The organism is Pseudonocardia petroleophila (assembly GCF_014235185.1).
Classification (GTDB): Bacteria; Actinomycetota; Actinomycetes; order Mycobacteriales; family Pseudonocardiaceae; genus Pseudonocardia; species Pseudonocardia petroleophila.
This window is the reverse complement of record NZ_CP060131.1, coordinates 5,898,091-5,916,662: the sequence shown is the minus strand read 5'-3', so window position 1 is coordinate 5,916,662 and position 18,572 is coordinate 5,898,091. Positions and strand designations below refer to the sequence as shown.

Genomic DNA, 18,572 nt, shown 5'->3' with positions numbered 1-18,572 from the left:
CGTGGAGCTCGCGCTGGTCGGGTTGGTGGCGGTGCCGGTGCTGGCCGGTGTCGTGCTGCTGGCCGTCGGTCGCCCGGCCGCGCGCGTCGCCGCCCCGGTGGCGATCGGGGTGGCGTCGGTCGTGCTGGTACTCGCGGCGCTGGTGGCCGTGGGTCGCCCGACCGTGTCCTCGGCGCTGATAGCCGGCATCGACCTTGGGCTGGCGGTGGACGGGCTGTCGGCGGTGATGGTGCTCGTGGTGAGCGCAGTGACGCTCGCGGTGGTTGTGTTCGCCGCCGCCGAGATGGACGCCGGCCACCGGTTCTTCGGGCTACTGCTGGTCTTCGTCGGCGCGATGCTGCTCACCGTCACCGCCACGAACCTGCTCACGCTGCTCGCGGCGTGGGAGGTGATGGGTGCGATGTCCTACGCGCTCGTCGCGCACCGCTGGCAGGCGCAGCGGCCCATGGAGTCGGGTGCGCTGGCGTTCCTGGTGACCCGCAGCGCCGACATCGGGCTCTATGTCGCGGCCGGGGCGGCGCTGGGCGGGGGCGTGGGCACCCTCGCGCTGGCCGACCTGCCGCAGGCGAGCGGCGGCTGGCGAGACCTGCTGACCGCGGGGCTGGTCGTCGCCGCGCTGGGCAAGTCCGCCCAGCTGCCGTTCAGTTTCTGGCTCGCCCGGGCGATGGACGGCCCGAGCCCGGTCTCGGCGCTGCTGCACTCCGCGACGATGGTCGCGGCCGGGGGGTACCTGCTGCTGCGGATCGAGCCGCTACTGGCCGGATCCGGCTGGGCCGGTCCGCTGGTGGCGTGGGTCGGCGCGGTGACGGTGGTGCTGCTCGGGCTGGTCGCGCTCGCGCAGACCGATCTCAAGCAGCTGCTCGCGGCGTCCACGTGTTCGCAGATTGGGTTCATCGTGCTCGCCGCCGGGGTGGGTGCCACGGCGGGCGGCACGCTGCAGCTGGTGGCGCACGCGGCGACGAAGAGCCTGCTGTTCCTCGTCGCCGGGGCGTGGCTCACCGCGCTGGGCACCAAGCAGCTCGCGCCGCTACGGGGTGCGGCGCGGCGCTGGCCGCTGGTCGGGGCAGTGTTCGCGGTGGGTGTGCTGAGCCTGGCCGGCCTGCCGCCGCTGTCGATCTTCTTCGGGAAGGACGCGGTGTTGGCCGCGGCCGCGGCGACCTCGCCCGCCCTCTATGTGGCCGGGCTGGTCGGGCTGCTGGTCAGCGCGGCCTACGCCGCGGCGGCGCTGGTCGCGGTGCTGGGGCGGGCGCCCGCGGATACCGGGTACGACCGGGAACAGCCGGGCACCCAGGAGATACCCCTCGTGGCCAGGCTGCCGCTGGTGCCCCTCGCACTGGGGGCCGCGGTGCTCGGCGCAGCCGCGGAGCCGGTCCGCGCCGCGCTGGGCTCGGTGGGCGAACCGGAGCCGACGCTCGTCGAGGCGCTGGTGTCGGGCGTGCTGGCCGCGGCCGTGGTGCTGGCCGTGCTGGTGCCCGCCCGCGCCGGGCTGCTCGGCGCGGCCGTGCTGCCCGCCCTGCCGCCGATAGTCGGCATCCTGACCCGGGTCACACTTCTGCGTGGCTGGCTGGGCCTGGAGCGGGTCGCGCTGGCGGGGGTGGCGGAGCCGACGATGGCGCTGGCCCGGGCCCTGTCGAGGTTCGACGAGCGGGTCGTCGACGGGGCGGTGCGGGCGGCCGCGGGCGGTACCCGTGCGGCCGCCCGGCTGGCCGACCTCCGGCTGGAGGGGCCTCTGTCCCGGGGGCTCGACGGGCTCGGCGCCGCGGGCCGGGCCCTGGGCCGGCTGGCGCGCCGCCCGCAGACCGGGCAGCTGCACCAGTACTACGCCCAGGCCGCGGGTGCGCTCGCGGTCCTGGCCCTGTTCCTGATCCTGGTGAGGTGAGGCGTGCTCTCGATCGTGGTGTTCCTGCCGCTCGCGGTCGGGCTGGTGCTGCTCGCGCTGCCCCGGCTGCCCGATCGCGCGGTCCGCTGGACGTGGGTGGCGGTGAGCGTGCTAGACCTGGCGTTGGTCATCGCGCTATGGATCGGGTACGACCCCGCCGGCGGTATCGGGTACGAGACCGACATCGCGTGGATCCCGACGGTGTCGGCCGGATACCACGTCGGCGTCGACGGCCTGTCGCTGCCGTTGCTGGCGATGACCGGCGTGCTGTTCCTGGCCTGCTCGGTGTACTCGCTGCGTGAGCAGCGCCGGGTCCGCGCGTACGCGGTGCTGTTCTTGCTGCTGCACACGGTGTCGCTCGGGTTGTTCGTGTCGCTGGACCTGATCCTGTTCTTCGTCTTCTTCGACGTCTCGATCGTCGCGATGTACTTCGTGATCGCCGGCTGGGGACACGGGGAACGGGCGCGGAGCTCGGCGCTGATGTTCTTCCTCTACACCTTCCTCGGTTCACTGGTGCTGCTGCTCGGGTTCATCGGGCTCTACCTGGCCGGGGGCACCTTCGACATCGTCGAGCTCACCGCGGCCGCGCCACTCGACGGCGGGGGTCCGCTCGCCGGGCTGGTGCTGGCCGCGCTCGTCATCGGGTTCGCGATCAAGACCCCGACCGTGCCGTTCCACACCTGGCTGCCGCCCGCGCACAGCGACGCCCCCGCAGCCGGGTCGGCGATCCTGGCCGGGGTACTGCTGAAGATGGGCACGTTCGGCTTCGTCCGGATCGTGCTGCCGATCATGCCGGAGACCTGGCGGCAGTACGCGTGGGTGATCATCGCCGTCGGGGTGGTGTCGGTGGTCTACGGCGCGCTGGTCGCGCTCGCACAGACCGACCTCAAGCGCATGATCGCCTACACCTCGGTCAACCACATGGGCTACGTCATCCTCGCGGTCGGTGCGGCCGGACTGGTGGCGGGCAGCTCGGAGCAGGCACGGACTCTGGCCGTCACCGGCGCGGTGACGCAGATGGTCAGCCATGGGCTGATCACCGGTGCGTTGTTCCTGCTCACCGGCGTGCTCTACGCTCGGGGCGCGACCTACGACATGGCGGCCTACGGGGGGCTGGCCCGGCCCGCCCCGCGGTTCGCGTTGCTGTTCGCCGCCGCCGCGTTCGCCTCGCTCGGGCTGCCCGGGTTCTCCGGGTTCATCGCCGAGTTCCAGATCTTCACCGGCTCGCTGCCGGGCGCGCCGGTGCCGACGGCGATCGCGGTGCTCGGGATCGTCGTCACCGCGGCTCTGTTCCTGCTCGCCTATCAGCGGGTGTTCCTCGGCGAGACCCGCGTGCCCGGTGCGACCGATGACCTCACCGCGGTCGAGTCCTGGGCGATCGCCCCCCTGATCGTGGCCACGGTGGTGATCGGTGTGCTCCCGCGGTTCCTGCTCGACGTGATCGAGCCCGCCGCCCGGACCGTGGTGGAGCTGGTCGCTCGATGACGATGATGAACGAGAATCCCGGTGCGCTGATCCCTGAGCTGCTCCTGGTGTTCGCCGCCGTGGTGGGCTTGCTGGCCGGATCGTTCCTGCCGCGGAACCGTCAGGGCGTCGTCCGGTCGATCGCGGTGCTCGCCTGCCTCACCGGTGCGATCGCGGCGGCCGCGGACCTGACCCGCCCGGTGCAGTCGGTCTTCGACGACACCTACGTCGTCGACGTGGGCCTGGGCGCGGTTCGGATTGTCGTGCTCGCCTCGATCGTCCTGACCATCGGTCTGGCGGGTGACCAGGTCTCGGGGAGCACCCGCGAGGCCGAGTTCTATGTCCTGCTGCTGCTCGGCGGGCTCGGCACCGTAGCCATGGCGGGCGCGAACGACCTGCTGCTGCTCGTGGCCTCCTACCTGCTCGCGAGCATCCCGCTCTACGCCCTGACCGGCATCGCCCGGACCGGGCCGGGCAACGAGGCCGCGCTGAAGTACTACCTGATGGGCGCTCTGTCCGGGGTCACCCTGCTGATCGGGTCGACGCTGCTGTTCGGCGTCAGCGGCTCGACGCAGTACACCGATCTGGCCGCCGCGCTACCGGACGCGCCGCGCGTCGCGGTCGCGGTCGGGCTCGTCGCGGTGCTAGCCGGGCTGCTGTTCAAGATCGGTGCGGTGCCGCTGCACTTCTGGGTGCCCGACGTCGTGCAGGGCGCCACCACCGGCGTCGCGGCGTTCGTCGCCACCGTCCCCAAGATCGGCGGGTTGTGGGCGATGTACCGCCTGCTGTCCACGACCGTGCCGACGTCCGACGTCGATTGGTCGCTGCTGGTGGCGGTGCTCGCCGCGGTCACGATGACGCTGGGCAACCTCGCAGCGTTCTTCCAGGACGACGTGCGCCGGCTGCTCGCCTACTCCACGATCAGCCAGGTCGGCTACCTGCTGATGGCCGTAGCCGCGGCCGGACGGGCCCCGCTCGCGATGCCCGCCCTCGGGCTGTACCTCGCCGCCTACGCGGTGACCAACCTCGGCGCGTTCGCCGTGGTAGCCGCCCTTCCCCGAGCCCGCACCCTCGCCGACTACCGCGGCCTGGCCGCTCGGCACCGCCTGCTCGCCCTGAGCCTGGTGATCTGCCTGCTCGGGCTGATCGGCACGCCGCCCACCGCCGTGTTCGTGGGCAAGCTGACGGTGTTCACCGCCGCCGTCGACGCCGGCCTGGCCTGGCTCGCCGTGGTCGCGGTGCTCAACACCATGGCCAGCGTCTTCTACTACCTGCGGTGGATCGCCCCGGTTCTCCGGGCCCGTGACGCCGTACCCGCCGACGACGTGCCACCGGCTGGCCGCTCCGCAGCACGGAGCGCCTACATCGCGGCCATCGCCTCACTTCTCCTCGGAGTGCTGGCCGGCCCCGTCCTAGCCGTGCTCACGGTCTGACAGGCGACGCAGCCCACCCGCCACGACTGCGTGACCGGATCGCTGCGCAGGCCGTGCGGAGGGACCGAGCCCGGTGGTCATCGCAGCCGGACGTCAGGCGCCGGCACAACGGCGGTGGAGCTGCGGAACCGGCATCGATCTGACTGTTGCCCAGTCCGCGACCTCTCCGGCGACCTCGTCCCAGTCGATCGCGTCGGTCCTCGCGCTGGGGCGTGTGCGGGTGGCCCCGGTCAGGACCTCCATGTGCCAGATCAGCTCCGGATCGGTACCGAGCTGGATGCGCCTGCGAGCCGGACGGCGCCGCGACCGCAGGTTGGCGAGCACGCGAACCGTTCCCCGGGCCACCCCGCGTACGAGCGAGGCCTCGCACGTCGGCAGGACTTCGGCCGGGCCGAAGGGTCGGTAGCCCTGCAGCGCCAGGCAGGTGGCGGTGTCCCACGCCCCACCGGTGAACGGCATGACCCGCAGCAATGCGGCATCCTCGCGCAGGGCGCCCCGTCGCACCCCGAAGGTGCTGGTGGTGGCGTAGGCGCGGTACCAGGTTGCCGATCCGCAGTCTCGCGCGTCGGGGTCGAATGCGGCACCCGGCGCGGAACGGCGCACCGGACGTCTACCGGCGACCGAGGTGTCGAGCGCGTCCGACCCGTAGAGGGAGAAGTAGTCGGCATCGGGGAATCTCTGTGCCGCCTGGACGAACGTCGTCAGGGAGTCCGGCCGGTAGAGGTAGTCGTCCTCGGCGAACCACACGAGGCCGCTGCGCGATCCGGGCCGGGCCGCCTCCTGGGCGACCGCGCGGCGGAAGGTGGCCCGGTTGCCGCCGTCGTCGACGCGGCGGACATCGCCGATCCCGGCCATGATCCGTACCCGGTCCGCCGGCACCTCCCCGTCGTTGAGGAACACGAAGCGTGGCCGGGCCGGCAGCGCCTCGGCAGCCCTCAGCACGGAGGCGAGCGCCAGGGTCTTGTCGTAGTACCGGGGGCGCGGCTTGCTGTTCTCGGCCGCGCTGGACCGGTACACGATCGTCAGGTCGGGTTCGGGCGTGCACACAGTGGGCGGGCTCCTCGCGGTCGGATACCCCGCCGACGCTATGCAACGTCAGGCAACTCACCGGTAGAGCATAGGTAATCAAATGGCAAAAAATTCGGCGCATCATATGCCGCGGCGGGCCGAAAGCCAGCAGATCACCCTCATGTGGCAAACGGACGGTAAAGGATCTGCCTAGGACCCGCCAGCGCTATCACGACTACCTACACTCGCGCCGGTCGTCCTGCCCGAGCGCGGGTCGAGAGGGAGTCGTACAGGTGCGTCATCGAATCGTCCGGCTCGCCGTGGTGGCGGCGGCGGTGGCCGTGGCGCTGTTCGGGTTTCCCCTGGCTGTCGCCGTCGTCCAGTACGCAGAGATCTACAAGCTGCTCGACCTGGAGCGGCTGGCGGACCGGGCCGCGTTGCGGGTGTCGGCGGATCTGACCGACGAGGGTGACCCGAACGCCGGTGATCTCGAGGACGAGGCGACGCTGACGTTCCTGTCCCTCTACGACGAGGACGGCACTTACCTGAGCGGCCGCGGGCCGGAGCTGCCCGAGGCCATGGTCCGCTCGGCCCTCGACGGCTCGGTCGAGACCGGTTCGGCTGACGGTCTGCTGCTCGTGGCGGTACCCGTGGCGCATGACGGGGAGATCGTCGGGGCGGTGCGGATCGCCGGTTCGCGCGACACACTGTTGTGGCCGGTCACCCTGGCTTGGCTCGGGATGGCCGGTCTGGCGCTGCTCGCCGTCGGGGTCGTATGGGGGATCGCCCAGCGAGAGGCTGCCCGCCTGGCACGCCCCCTCGACGATCTGTTGACCGCGGCCAGCCGCCTCGGCGACGGGGATTTCAGCGTGCGTGTGCCGACGGTGCGCTACGTCGAGATCGACACGGTCGGCAGCGCCCTGAACCGCACCGCCTCGAGGCTGGATGCACTCCTCGCCCGCGAACGCGCGTTCTCCGCGGAGGCGTCCCATCAGCTGCGCACCCCGCTCACCGGGCTCCGCCTCGGTCTGGAGAATGCCCTGGAGCAACGTGGCGAAGACCCGTGGCTAGTCATCGCCCGGGGCCTGCGCGCCACCGATCGCATCGAGCGCACCATCGACGAGCTGCTGGCCCTCGCCCGACACGACCGCGGCGCCGCCGACCCGCTGGACCTCGAACGAGTGGTGCAGGAGGCCGTCGATCAGTGGGGTCCCCAGTTCAGCGCCGCGGGCCGCGCGCTCCGGATCGACTTGCAACCGGACACCCCGCCCGCGTTGGCGTCGGCCGCAGCGGTACGGCAGGTGCTCGCCGTCCTGCTCGACAACGCCCTGCAACATGGGCGAGGGACGGTAGAGGTGTCCAGCCGGGATGTGGGCGGCGGCGCGGTAGCCGTCGACGTCGGTGATCACGGTCCGGGAATCGGCGTCCCGGACTCCGAGCTGTTCACCCGGACCGGGCCATCGTCAGGCGGACACGGCATCGGGCTGCCGCTGGCGCGGCGGCTCGCCGAGGCCGAGGGGGGCCGATTGCGGCTCGCCCGGCCCACACCGCCGCTGTTCACCCTCCTGCTCCCGGCGGGCAGCCATCACTGAGACGGCGCATCCACTCCGTGCGTGCTCGCGTCCGTATGCTGAAGGCGTGACGACGGCCGAGGTGCGCGGCGGGATCGAACCCCCCGGTCGGGTCGTTCTCGTCGCCACCGCGTTACTGACCGTGGCGATGGCGGTCTTCTCAGATCTCGCCGCAGGCGAGCCGCCACTGCACGTGGTCACCCTTGGCGCCGTCGTCGCCGTGATCGCCGGTGTGCGGGTGCACCTCGGCGGTCGCCATCGGGGAATGCTGCAGTTCGTCTGTGCGGGCGTCGGAGCGCAGCCGGTGCTGCACGCTGCCGTCAAGCTCGTCCCGCACGGGCCGCTGAGCCACGGTCATGGCAGCGAGATCGGCCGAGCTGACCTCGCTGTCACCCTCACCCAGATCCTCCTTGTCGTCGTGGTGGTCGCCGCGATCTGCCTCGCCGAGCAGCTCGTCGTCGCCGTCGGCGGGGTCGTCCGCGCCTGCTGGCTGCGCCTGATGTTGCGCCGCCCGCACCCCGCGCCGGGCGTCGTCCGCCGCCGCCCCGCCCCGGCGCCGGCCCGGCCGCGCCGTCTGCTCGGCCGTGGCACGACCGTGAAGCGCGGCCCGCCCCGCCGGATCGTCGCGGCCTGATCCCGGCCGCGTCCTTCCCGGCCCACGGCCCTGAGGCCGTGAGGTGACTCCCGCGACCCGCCTGCGGGTCGCCCACACCGCTGCGCGCGGGCTCCGACGGAGCAGCAAACGCGCGGCGTCATCACCGGAGAGATCCCATGCCGAACTACACCGGCCCTTTTCTGGCGGAGGCACGCCCATGTGCGGCCTACTGAGCTTCCTCGGCGGCGACGGCAGCCCCGATGGGCGTGCTGCTGCCGTCACCGCTGCCCTCCCGGCGACCGCGCACCGCGGACCTGACGAGAGCACCGTCCACGACGGCGGCGTCGTCGTCTCGGGCTTCCAGCGGCTCGCCGTCGTCGACCTGGACCATTCCCACCAACCGATGCGCTGGGGCCCGCCGGGGGACCCCGGCCGCTACACCGTGGTGTTCAACGGCGAGATCTACAACCATCCCGAGCTGCGCGCCGAACTGGTCGCCCGACACGGCGCGGAGTTCGCGACCCGGGGCGACACCGAGGTGCTCGTCGCAGCCCACCACTACTGGGGCCCCGAGGCGGTCACCCGGCTCCGTGGCATGTTCGCCTTCCTGATCTGGGACGCCCGCGAGCAGATGCTGACGGGGGCCCGTGATCCGTTCGGGATCAAGCCTCTGTACTGCGCGACCGGGCCCGCGGGCACCGCGTTCGCGAGCGAGAAGAAGTGCCTGCTCGAGCTGGGACCCGTCCTCGGCCTCGATCCCGTTGCGTCCGGCGAGCTCGACCACGACGCTCTGCGCGACTACCTGGTGCTGCAGTACGTGCCGGAACCGGCGTCGATGCACCGGGCCGTGCGCCGGATCGAGTCCGGCACCGCGTTCACGCTGCGGCCGGGTGGCCGGCCGAGGTCGCGTCGCTACTTCCTTCCGGTGTTCCACGACGGCTCCGGTACCGGCCCACGGGTGCACCGCAGGATCGCCGCTGCCCTGGAGGAGTCGGTGGCGATGCATCTGCGGGCCGACGTCCCGGTCGGCGCGTTCCTCTCCGGGGGGATCGACTCGACCGCGATCGCCGCCCTCGCCCGCCGGCACGACCCGCACCTGACCACGTTCACAGCGGGCTTCGACCGACCCGGGTTCTCCGAGATCGACGTGGCCGCCGAGTCCGCCGCCGCGCTCGGCGTACGACACGTCACCCGGGTCGTCTCGGCGCGGGAGATGATGGAGAGCCTCCCGTCGATCATCTGGTATCTCGATGATCCGGTCGCCGATCCCGCGCTCGTGCCGCTGTGGTTCATCGCGCGGGAGGCGGCCCGCGAGGTGACGGTGGTGCTGTCGGGGGAGGGGGCGGACGAGCTATTCGGCGGCTATCGCATCTACCGCGAACCGCTCTCGCTGGCTCCTTTCGAACGGGTGCCCGGCTCCTTGCGTCGCCTGCTCGGCCGGGCTTCGTCCGCGCTGCCCGAGGGGATGCGCGGCAAAGACCTGCTCCGGCGCGGGGCGCTACCGTTGGAGGAGCGCTACCACGGGAATGCGCGGATCTTCCGGCCCGACCAGCTCACCTCGGTCCTGCGCGGACACGACCCGTCCCGGCTCCGCGAGGAGGCCAGCGCGCGGCACTACCGGCTCTCGACCGGCTCGGACCCGGTGGCCCGGATGCAGCACGTCGACCTGTTCACCTGGCTGCGTGGGGACATCCTGGTCAAGGCGGACAAGATGACGATGGCGCACTCGTTGGAGCTGCGGGTGCCCTTCCTCGATCCCGAGGTCCTCGCGGTGGCCGCGGGGCTGCCCCGGTCGGAGAAGCTCGCCGCCGGCACCACCAAGTACGCGCTGCGGCGAGCCCTGGACGGAATCGTGCCCCCGCACGTGCTGCATCGCCCCAAGCTGGGTTTCCCGGTGCCGATCCGGCACTGGTTGCGCGAAGAGATGCAGGACTGGGCCCGCCTGCTTTTGCGCGAGTCGGGCGCCGGTGAGCTCGTCGACCTCGCCGCCGTGGAGCGGATGCTCGACGCACACCGCTCCGGCCCGGCCGATCACAGCCGGAAGCTCTGGGCCGTACTGACGCTGTTGATCTGGCACGGGATCTTCGTCGAGGACCGCATTACGCCGCGGATCCCGGAGCCCGTCTCCCGCATCCGGTCCACTCCGGTGATCCGGTGAGACCCCGCGAGACCGGCGACGAGTCCGCCGCCGTCCCCCATTCCGCATCGCCGCGAACCCTCCTGGAGTCCGCCATGTACCTGCTCTACCACCTGCGCGAGAACGTCCGGGACGCGAGACACCTCGGCCCGCGCTTCCTGCTGCGCCACCTGCCGCGACTGCGTCGGGGCGATGGCGCACCCGTCCGGGTGTCCGTGAGCGGTGTCGGTCGGCTAATCCTGCGCCAAAACTCCCAGGACCTCGGCGTCGTCCGGGAGATCTTCCGGGAGGACGGCTACCGCATCCCGTCGCCCCCGCACGACCGGCACGTGGACGAGGTCTACCGGTCCCTGCTGGCGCAGGGCCGACGCCCCGTGATCATCGATGCGGGAGCCAACAACGGCGCCAGTGCCGCGTGGTTCGCCGTGCGCTATCCCCGGGCACTGATCGTTGCCGTCGAACCCGATCCGGGGAACGCTCAGGCGGCTCGTGCCAACACCGCGCAGTTCGGGGTGCTGGTCGTGGAGGCGGCGATCGGGTGCCGGTCGGGGCGGGTACGCCTGGTGCACGGTGAGGGGTCCAGTGACGCCGTCCAGACCGTGCGCGGGGATGAGGGCGGCGTCCGGGTGGTGACCGTCCCGGAGATCGTCGCGGAGCAACCGCCGGAGTGCACGCTGTTCATCGTCAAGGTCGACATCGAGGGATTCGAGTCCGATCTTTTCGCTCAGGATACCGGCTGGGTGGGGGACACCTCGGTGTTGTACATCGAGCCGCACGACTACCTGTTCCCGGGCCGGAGTGTGACGCGGGGGATGCAGGCGGTGGCCGCCGAGCACCACCTAGAACTGCTGGTCGCAAGGGAGAATCTCGTATACGTCAACTGGGCGGGGTCGGCCCCGGCCAAGGAGAGACCATCGTCGTAGTCGACCGGCAGGAAGAGCGGGTTCGGGCCGGTGGGTCCGCGAGGATGTGACGCGGGGGGCCGGTCGAGCTGACCCTCGGCCGAGTCATCGGTCGGCTAGCCCTAGCCGCGTCCCTGACCGGCGCTTGGACGTGTCGTCCACCAGTGCACCGAACACGAGTCCGACCACGGCCCACAGCACGACCTGGCCGCCGATCGAGGCCAGCCGGAAGTCGTAGAGCACGGTGGCAGGGAAGTCTGCCGGAGTTTCGTCGACGGTCGGCAGCAGGAAGCCCACGATGCCGGCCGCCGCGACGTAGGCTCCGGTCGCCGTCAGCGTGGCGTTCCACGTTCCCAGTCGTGCGGTGAGGCTGCGTTGCAGCAGCACCGTGCCGATCATGAGGGCGACCGAGATGATGATCAGCGCGACGAAGGGCCCGGTGCGCTGGCCGACCGTGCTGTCGACGGTCGACGCGGGCGGGTTGGCGGGGTACTTGAGGAACGGCACCGCGGCCACCGCGACGAACCCGACAACCGCGATCACGGCCGCGGTGGCCCGTGGGCTCAGCCGCCCGACGCGGCCCACGACCGCGGCGTAGACGAGCGCAAGGAGTCCGCCGATCACGACGCCGTAGAGCACTGCGGCGATACCGAGTCCGACCGTGCTCTGGATCCCGCGGCTGACCAGCGGGGGCTCGCCGGACGCACCGTGCGCAGCCGCGGTCAAGCTGTCCTCATAGGCGATGGCCCCGTCGACCGCCGCCTCGCCGAACAGGTAGGCGAACACGAAGTAGGCCAGCCCTGCGACCACACCGGCGGCCATACCGCGCACCAGCAGCGCTCTCACCATGATCGCTGTCCCGCCGTCAGTGGCAGGGGAAGCCGAGGAGGTGCCGACCGTCATGCAGGAACTCGTGCAGCACGCTGCCCGAGATCAGCGAGGTTGCGCCCTGGTCCATGCCGACCAGGTAGAGCAGGGCCAACAGGATCGCCCCGGCGAAGACGGCCCACGGGACGACCTCATTGAGGGGGATGGTCACCGGTGTGGAGATGGGAAGGGCTGCGGCCTGGGTCATCATCGATCTCCTGTCGGAGTGACAGCGCCCGGATCGACTTCCGTGCGCCTTGTCGGATTACCTGAGCAGTCGTTCAAGTAACTATGCTGACCTGCGACGACGCTCTCGTCAAGGGCCATCGAGCCCCTCAAGGAGGGCATATGCGCGACAAGCTGACCCTGGTGTCCCATTCGTCCACCTCCGCGACGAACGCGGCCGCCTTCGCGTCCGACGAACCCCTCGATCCCCGTGGTGCGCAGTGGGCCGCCGACGCCGTGGGACGCCTCCCTCACGCGACCCGGGTGTTGTCGTCACCAGCCGTGTCGTGCCGGCAGACGGCACAGGCGCTGGGTCTGACCGCGGCCGTCGTCGAGCCGGCATTGGTGGACTGGGATCTCGGCCGGTGGCGGGGGTGCACCCTCGACGAGGTGGCCGCCGATGAGCCGGAAGCCGTCGAGGCCTGGCTCGCCGACGCCACGGCCGCCCCGCACGGCGGTGAGACCCTCGTCGAGTTGTCGTCGCGGGTGGACAGGTGGTTGGAGTCCGCATCCGGTGACGAGCACACCGTGGCCGTCACCCACTCCGCAGTCATCCGGGCGGTCGTCCTCGCCGTGCTCGACGCGCCCCTGAGCGCGTTCTGGCGGATCGACATCGCGCCCCTGACCGCCACGGTCATCGGCGGGCGGCCGGGCCGGTGGCGACTGATCGCCACGGCGTCGCACCTCCGGGTGCGGCGATGAATGCGGTCGCCCGTCTCGCGTCCGTTGACTGCGGATGACCGGACTACGTGCTCATCCGGCCTGTGCCGAGGCCGACTGGAAGTACTCGACCGGAGCCGGCGTCCCGGTCCGGGGTGATACGTGGTCCGCGTCCTCGTTCGACACGAGCAGCACCGCCGTCGAACCGCTGACCAGTGTGGCCCACCCGTCTGCGGCTTGTCGCACCTCGTAACCGAGATCGAGGTAGGACGTCAGCGTCCGCGTGATGTCGGCGACCCGAATCGTGGGTATGGCCGGCGCCGGACCGTGATGATCCGCCGTCCGCCTCTGCGCTGTGGGCAATCGCTGCCGTCCCTGATCGACCGACGATGGACTGCCCAGGGTTCGTGTCCCGCGCGCCGGCGGTTCTGAGCGTCACCGAATCGGACCCACGGCTGCGCGACGCCGACCGGGGCGACCGTCGCCGCTCAGCCAGCCGTACCGGGGTGGGGTGCCGTGACGGGTGGTGACCATCGCTCCTCCACCCTCGCCCAGCGCCACACGGCCAACGCGATCAGCCAGGTCACGACGAACAGCCCGACGATGGCCAACCCCACGTACTCCAGGTCCAGCGAGCCGACCCATGCCAGCGGGCCGGTGCCGACGCCGGTGCGTTCGGCGAGCAGGCCGATGAGTACCACGACGCCGATGACCAGGGCGACCACGACGGACAGGATGGTGACCGTGAGGTTGTAGAAGACCTTGCGGATCGGCTTGAGGAAGGCCCAGCTGTAGGCGCGGGCCATGAAGACGCCGTCTGCGGTGTCGAACAGGCTCATCCCGGCGGCGAACAGCACGGGCAGTACGAGGATCGCGTACCAGGGCAGGGTGATCGCCGCGGTGCCTGCGGCGAGGACGAGCAGCGCGACCTGGGTGGCGGTGTCGAAGCCCAAGCCCATCAGCAGCCCGACGGGATAGAGGTGCCATGGCTTGCTGACCCGGCGCATCACCCGCCCCAGCAGGCGGGCCAGGAACCCGCGATTGTGCAGGTGGCGTTCGAGTTCGGCCTCGTCCAGCTCGCCGTGACGCATCCGGCGGAAGACGCGCGTGATACCGACGACGGCGACCAGGTTGGTGAGGCCGATGAGGATGAGGAACGTGCCGGCGACCACGGCACCGATCAGTCCGAGCGTCTGGAGCAGCGCGGAGTTCTCGTCCTGCACGGGGCCGATGAGGGCCCGTATCCCGAGGGTCAGCAGCAGCGACAACCCGAACACGACGCTGGAGTGGCCGAGGGAGAACCAGAACCCGCCGCTGAGGGCGGGGCGGCCCTCGCCGACGAGCTTGCGGGTGGTGTTGTCGACGACAGCGATGTGGTCGGCGTCGAAGGCGTGCCGGACGCCGAGCAGGTAGGCGGTCAGCCCGAGCCCGACGCCGAAGGTCCCGGCCTCACCGAGCACGATGTTCTGCGGGGCCACGGCCAGCACCAGCACGCCCCAACCGACGACGTGCAGCAGCACCACGAACGCTGTCATCCCGCTGAGGGACAGCCGGTCCGATCGCGACCAGCGGGCCACCGCCGGCCCGCCGTTCGTGAGCACATCAGCCATCCGTGCATCATGCGCGATCTCCATGCTTCTGCATAGCAGTGGCAGCAGTAGCGGCCTCGTCGGAAGGTGGGGAGAACAGGTCACGCGGTGTCACCCCCGGGATCGCCCGGTCGTGGCGGATGCAGATTGTTACCGTCGTGTCACTGTGGGCAGCAACGTGGTGCGGGTCGGGCGGGTCCTCGTGATGCTGCTTGTCACCCTCGTGGTCGTCGCGCAGGCAGCGGCATCCTGTCCGCCGCTCGACGTGGCCGCCCATGCCTCCGGAGGGCCGACGCAGAGCGAGCACTGTGAAGGTCACGGACCGGTCGAGGAGGACGCGGCGCCCGAACTCCGGCGGGGTGCGGTCAATCACGAGGCCCCCGCTCCCACGCCGTTCGTTGGCACCTCCTCCCAGACACGGGCTGTGGGTCACCCGCGTCGACGTACGCCTCGACGTCCGCCCCCGGCGGGTCGGGCACTCCTCCATCGGTTGTGCATCGCCCGGACGTGACGGGACCTGCCCAGGTCCCTGTCCGTCCGCGCCGCCGTGCGCGCTTCGAGGAAGCAACTTCGTGACTCTTCCCGCTCTCACGCCGGTCCGTCCCGACGACGAACCGCGCACCTCCCCGACGCTGCGGCTGCCCCTGGTCGTCGGCAACACCCCACTTGTCCGCATCGACCGTCCCTTCACCGCCGACGACCGCGGCTTCTGGGCGAAACTGGAGGGCTTCAATCCCGGCGGGATCAAGGACCGCCCGGCCCTGCATATGATCCGCCGCGCACGAGAGCGCGGTGACCTCGCCGACGGGGCCCGCATCGTCGAGTCCACCAGCGGCACGCTCGGACTCGGGCTCGCTCTCGCCGGCATCGCCTACGGCCATCCCGTGACGCTGGTCAGCGACCCGGGTATGGAGCCGCTGATGCAGCGCATGCTGCGTGCGTACGGAGCCGAGCTGCACACCGTCGACCAGCCCTGCCGTGAAGGTGGCTGGCAGGAGGCGCGGCGGCGGGCGGTTCGGCACATCCTGGCCGGGGACCCCAGTGCGTACTGCCCGGACCAGTACCACAACCCCGACAACGTGGCGTCGTACGCACCGATGGCGCACGAGTTGCTGGAGCAGACCGGTGGCCTCGACGTGCTGGTGTGTTCGGTGGGCACCGGCGGCCACTCGGCCGGGCTCAGCGCGGTGCTCCGCGAGCATCAGCCCCACCTGCGGGTGGTCGGTGTCGACGCGGTCGGATCGACGATCTTCGGCCAGCCTGCGCGCCCCCGGCTCATGCGCGGCCTCGGCTCGAGCATCCTCCCGCGCAACGTCGCTTATCCGATGTTCGACGAGGTGCACTGGGTCGCGCCCGCGGAGGCCGTGTGGGCGTGCCGCAGGCTCGCGGCGACGACGTACGCCAGCGGCGGGTGGAGCGTCGGTGCGGTCGGGTTGGTCTCGTCGTGGGTCGCCCGGACCAGTGCGCCGGGCACGCGGATCGTCGCGGTGTTCCCGGACGGGCCCCAGCGCTACTTCGACACCGTCTACAACGACGAGTTCTGCCGGACCAACGAGCTGCTCGACGCCGATCCCCGGCCGGACCCGGACCTGATCGAGCACACGTCCCACCGCGAGGTCACCCGGTGGACCCGGTGCACGACCGTCACCGATCCGGCCGGGCCGGCGGCGGCGCGGCGCCGGTGATGCGTGTGCTGGGCCAGTACCGCTCGTTCCCGAGGTCCGTGCAGCTGCTGCTGCTCAACCAGCTGACGATCAACCTCGGCTTCTACATGCTCATCCCGTACCTCGCCGCGCACCTGTCCGATGGCCTCGGGCTGGCGACCTGGCTGGTGGGGCTGGTGCTGGGGGTGCGCAACTTCGCCCAACAGGGGATGTTCCTGGTCGGCGGCGCCCTGGCCGACCGGTTCGGGTACAAACCCCTCATCGTGGCCGGCTGCGCCCTGCGCACGGTCGGGTTCGCCCTGCTCGGCGTCGTCGACTCGCTGCCCGCGCTCATCGTCGCCTCGGCGGCGACGGGGTTCGCCGGGGCACTGTTCAACCCGGCGGTCCGGGCCTACCTCGCCCAGGACGCCGGGGAACGCAGGGTCGAGGCGTTCGCGCTGTTCAGCGTGTTCTACCAGGCCGGGATCCTGCTCGGGCCGCTCATCGGTCTCGCCCTCACCGGCGTCTCGTTCTCGTTGACCTGCCTCGTGTCGGCGGGAGTGTTCGCGCTGCTCACGGTGCTGCAGATCCGCGCCCTGCCGTCCAGCGGTGGCGCGGCCGACGGTTCTCCCGGTCGGGACTCGGCCGGCTGGCGGGACATCGTCGGCAACCGCCCGTTCCTGCTGTTCGCCGCGGCGATGGCGGGCTCCTACGTCCTGTCGTTCCAGGTCTATCTGGCGTTGCCGCTCCAGGCAGCGACAGTGACCGCGACCGCGGCCCACGCCACCATGCTGGTGGCCGCGCTGTTCGCGGTGTCCGGGCTGGTCACCATCGTGGGGCAGCTGCGGGTCACGGCGTGGTGCCGCGAGCGGCTCGGTCCCGCCCGGTCCATGGTTCTCGGGCTGGTCACCCTGGGCGCGGCGTTCCTGCCACCACTGGCGACGTCCGCGCTGCCGGGCGGTGGGGGAGTGCTCGGTGCCATCGCCCTGGTTCTGTCCGCCGGGGTCCTCGCGCTCGGAACGGCGATCCTGTTCCCCTTCGAGATGAGCACGATCGTCGCGCTGTCGGGCAACCGGAGGGTCGCCACCCACTACGGCCTGTACAACACGGTGTGCGGGGTCGGGATCCTGCTGGGCAACCTCGGCACGGGCTGGGCGCTGGACCTGGCCCGCTCCTCCGGGCTCCCGGTGGCGCCGTGGCTGGTGCTGATGGTCGTCGGTACGGGGTGCGCCGCAGCCGTGCGGTCGCTGCGTCGCCGCGGCCTGTTGCCCGCCGAGGAGCAACGCCGCCTCCGCGGCGGTCGGCACCGCCTGCGGCGATCGGACGCCGGGCGAGCCCGGCCCGGTGCTCCGGCCGGTGTCCCGACCCGACCCGTCGAGCCGCGGGGCGGAGTCGCCGGCGGTCGTGTCGGTCCCCTTCCTGCGCGTCCGGCGTTACGGATGGAGGCGGGGACCCGCACCGACGAGCGCCTCATCCGGCGATGACGAAGGCCCGGTCGACGGCCCATGCCCGGGTCTCCTCGGCGGTCCGCCGCCAGTCCGTAGACAGGGTCGCCGCGCTCGGAGACGTGCGTGTGCGGCCGTCGTGGACCTCCATGTGGTGGACCAGTTCCGGATCGGCGCCGACGAGGACCCGCCGCCCGCCCAGACGTGCGGCGGCACCGACGTCGGCGGCGATCCGTACCGCAGCCCGGATCAGGGTGCGGGCGGTGACACCGTCCGACTGCGGGAGGAGGTCGGGCCGGGGGAAGGGCAGGTACCCCTGCAGCGCGAGGCAGGTCGCGGTGTCCCACGCTCCACCGGCGAACGGCATTCTGCGCAGAAGCGCCGCGTCGGCGCGCAGTGCCCGGGCCCGTACGCCGAAGGTGCTGGTGGTGGACTGCGCGCGGAACCACTGAACCGACCCGGCTGCGCGTGCGTCCGGGTCCCCTTCTGCGCCCGGCTCGGGTCGCACCGCGGGGCGGTGCCATGGGGAAGCGGTGTCCAGGGCGTCGGAACCGTAGAGCGCGAAGTAGTCGGCCTCGGGGAACGCGGTTGCGGCCGCCATCAGCGAGCTCAGCGCGTCGGGCCGGTAGAGGTAGTCGTCCTCGGCGAACCACACGAGCTCCCGGTCGCCGGTGCACAGCGCCGCCTGCCGAGCGACGGCGGTCCGGAACGTGGCGCGATTGCTGCCACCCACGATCCGGCGGACGTGGCCGTGGCGCCTCATCAGGGCCAGCCGTTCGGCGGGCAGGACGCCGTCGTTGAGGAAGACCAGTCGTGGTTGGGTCGGGAGCGCCTCGGCAGCCCGCAGGATGGACGCGAGGGCCAGGTCCTTGCCGTAGAAGTGCGGGCGCGGCTTGCCGTTCTCGGCGTCGGTCGAGCGGTACACGATCGTCAGCCGGGTGGGGATGGGGGTGCTCACGCTGTGGTTGACCTCCGGGTTCAGGTTTCGACTTCGACGATAGGTAGAACTTCACAATCGGGTGGTGAGTGCTCGGCAAGCGTTTGGGCAACAGGTCCGGGCGTCGCCGCCACGCCATGCGACGGGTGTGTTGACAGCTGCGGTCCGCACGGTCGAGGTCGTGATCTGTGCCGACCCTTTACTACTAGAGTTCATA

At 71.4% G+C, this 18,572-nt stretch carries 15 protein-coding genes; 10 read left to right on the top strand and 5 right to left on the bottom strand.

What is annotated here, in order from left to right; all coding sequences use genetic code 11:
• Position 1 precedes the first annotated feature (1 nt).
• From H6H00_RS29000 to H6H00_RS28990, 3 genes are read left to right on the top strand one after another with little or no spacing between them, the layout of a single operon-like run.
• Entirely contained in the window at positions 2–1,879 is a 1,878-nt protein-coding gene (locus H6H00_RS29000; protein ID WP_185718805.1) for an NADH-quinone oxidoreductase subunit 5 family protein, read from the top strand.
• A gap of 3 nt (positions 1,880–1,882) precedes the next feature.
• Positions 1,883–3,364 (top strand): complex I subunit 4 family protein, encoded by a 1,482-nt coding sequence (locus H6H00_RS28995; protein WP_185718804.1) that lies wholly within the window; start codon positions 1,883–1,885, stop codon positions 3,362–3,364.
• Positions 3,361–4,776 (top strand): NADH-quinone oxidoreductase subunit N, encoded by a 1,416-nt coding sequence (locus H6H00_RS28990; protein ID WP_344735555.1) that lies wholly within the window; start codon positions 3,361–3,363, stop codon positions 4,774–4,776. The genes H6H00_RS28995 and H6H00_RS28990 overlap by 4 nt, the downstream gene beginning before the upstream one ends.
• A 93-nt stretch (positions 4,777–4,869) precedes the next feature.
• Here H6H00_RS28990 and H6H00_RS28985 read toward each other — a convergent pair whose 3' ends face one another.
• Positions 4,870–5,823, bottom strand: coding sequence for a hypothetical protein (locus H6H00_RS28985; protein WP_185718803.1), 954 nt, complete (start codon positions 5,821–5,823; stop codon positions 4,870–4,872).
• Positions 5,824–6,077: 254 nt separating this feature from the next.
• Between H6H00_RS28985 and H6H00_RS28980 the strand changes: the two genes are divergently transcribed.
• The 4 genes from H6H00_RS28980 (at position 6,078) to H6H00_RS28965 (ending at position 11,010) form a co-directional block, all read left to right on the top strand.
• Positions 6,078–7,376 (top strand): sensor histidine kinase, encoded by a 1,299-nt coding sequence (locus H6H00_RS28980; protein WP_185718802.1) that lies wholly within the window; start codon positions 6,078–6,080, stop codon positions 7,374–7,376.
• Between the two features lie 244 nt (positions 7,377–7,620).
• Positions 7,621–7,989 carry a hypothetical protein gene (locus H6H00_RS28975; RefSeq protein ID WP_185718801.1) on the top strand — a complete coding sequence of 123 codons (369 nt, stop codon included), beginning with the start codon at positions 7,621–7,623 and terminating at the stop codon, positions 7,987–7,989.
• Positions 7,990–8,167: 178 nt separating this feature from the next.
• Positions 8,168–10,108, top strand: coding sequence for an asparagine synthase (glutamine-hydrolyzing) (asnB, locus tag H6H00_RS28970; protein ID WP_185718800.1), 1,941 nt, complete (start codon positions 8,168–8,170; stop codon positions 10,106–10,108).
• Positions 10,109–10,182: 74 nt separating this feature from the next.
• Entirely contained in the window at positions 10,183–11,010 is an 828-nt protein-coding gene (locus H6H00_RS28965; protein WP_185718799.1) for an FkbM family methyltransferase, read from the top strand.
• Positions 11,011–11,094: 84 nt separating this feature from the next.
• On the opposite strand, the gene H6H00_RS28960 is transcribed toward H6H00_RS28965, so the two are convergent.
• Positions 11,095–11,892 (bottom strand): CbtA family protein, encoded by a 798-nt coding sequence (locus tag H6H00_RS28960; protein ID WP_185718798.1) that lies wholly within the window; start codon positions 11,890–11,892, stop codon positions 11,095–11,097.
• The gene (locus H6H00_RS28955) at positions 11,855–12,064 is read right to left on the bottom strand and encodes a CbtB domain-containing protein (RefSeq protein WP_185722856.1); all 210 of its coding nucleotides are present in this window, start codon (positions 12,062–12,064) and stop codon (positions 11,855–11,857) included. The genes H6H00_RS28960 and H6H00_RS28955 overlap by 38 nt, the downstream gene beginning before the upstream one ends.
• An 83-nt stretch (positions 12,065–12,147) precedes the next feature.
• Here H6H00_RS28955 and H6H00_RS28950 point away from each other — a divergent pair, with 83 nt between their 5' ends.
• Positions 12,148–12,783 carry a histidine phosphatase family protein gene (locus tag H6H00_RS28950; protein WP_255425426.1) on the top strand — a complete coding sequence of 212 codons (636 nt, stop codon included), beginning with the start codon at positions 12,148–12,150 and terminating at the stop codon, positions 12,781–12,783.
• A 446-nt stretch (positions 12,784–13,229) separates the two neighbouring features.
• Here the strand turns inward: H6H00_RS28950 and nicT are convergent, their stop codons facing one another.
• Positions 13,230–14,351, bottom strand: a complete 1,122-nt coding sequence (gene nicT / locus H6H00_RS28945) for a Nickel transporter NicT (protein ID WP_185718797.1) — start codon at positions 14,349–14,351, stop codon at positions 13,230–13,232.
• A gap of 611 nt (positions 14,352–14,962) precedes the next feature.
• Between nicT and H6H00_RS28940 the strand changes: the two genes are divergently transcribed.
• Both H6H00_RS28940 and H6H00_RS28935 read left to right on the top strand, forming a co-directional pair.
• Complete coding sequence (locus tag H6H00_RS28940) at positions 14,963–16,015, top strand: PLP-dependent cysteine synthase family protein (protein WP_255425896.1); 1,053 nt, start codon at positions 14,963–14,965, stop codon at positions 16,013–16,015.
• Positions 15,955–17,457, top strand: coding sequence for an MDR family MFS transporter (locus tag H6H00_RS28935; protein WP_379539820.1), 1,503 nt, complete (start codon positions 15,955–15,957; stop codon positions 17,455–17,457). Before H6H00_RS28940 ends, H6H00_RS28935 begins: the two co-directional genes overlap by 61 nt.
• Here the strand turns inward: H6H00_RS28935 and H6H00_RS28930 are convergent.
• Positions 17,444–18,376, bottom strand: a complete 933-nt coding sequence (locus tag H6H00_RS28930) for a hypothetical protein (protein ID WP_185718795.1) — start codon at positions 18,374–18,376, stop codon at positions 17,444–17,446. The two genes, H6H00_RS28935 and H6H00_RS28930, sit on opposite strands and share 14 nt — an antisense overlap.
• Positions 18,377–18,572: the final 196 nt, after the last annotated feature.

Excerpts from the sequence above, each read along its gene's own strand:
- H6H00_RS28990 (WP_344735555.1), top strand. The coding sequence starts at position 3,361 with ATGACGATGATGAACGAGAATCCCGGTGCGCTGATCCCTGAGCTGCTC.
- H6H00_RS28950 (WP_255425426.1), top strand. The coding sequence starts at position 12,148 with ATGCTGACCTGCGACGACGCTCTCGTCAAGGGCCATCGAGCCCCTCAA.
- H6H00_RS28965 (WP_185718799.1), top strand. The coding sequence starts at position 10,183 with ATGTACCTGCTCTACCACCTGCGCGAGAACGTCCGGGACGCGAGACAC.
- asnB (WP_185718800.1), top strand. The coding sequence starts at position 8,168 with ATGTGCGGCCTACTGAGCTTCCTCGGCGGCGACGGCAGCCCCGATGGG.
- H6H00_RS28960 (WP_185718798.1), bottom strand. The coding sequence starts at position 11,892 with ATGACGGTCGGCACCTCCTCGGCTTCCCCTGCCACTGACGGCGGGACA.
- H6H00_RS28955 (WP_185722856.1), bottom strand. The coding sequence starts at position 12,064 with ATGACCCAGGCCGCAGCCCTTCCCATCTCCACACCGGTGACCATCCCC.
- H6H00_RS28975 (WP_185718801.1), top strand. The coding sequence starts at position 7,621 with ATGCTGCAGTTCGTCTGTGCGGGCGTCGGAGCGCAGCCGGTGCTGCAC.
- nicT (WP_185718797.1), bottom strand. The coding sequence starts at position 14,351 with ATGGCTGATGTGCTCACGAACGGCGGGCCGGCGGTGGCCCGCTGGTCG.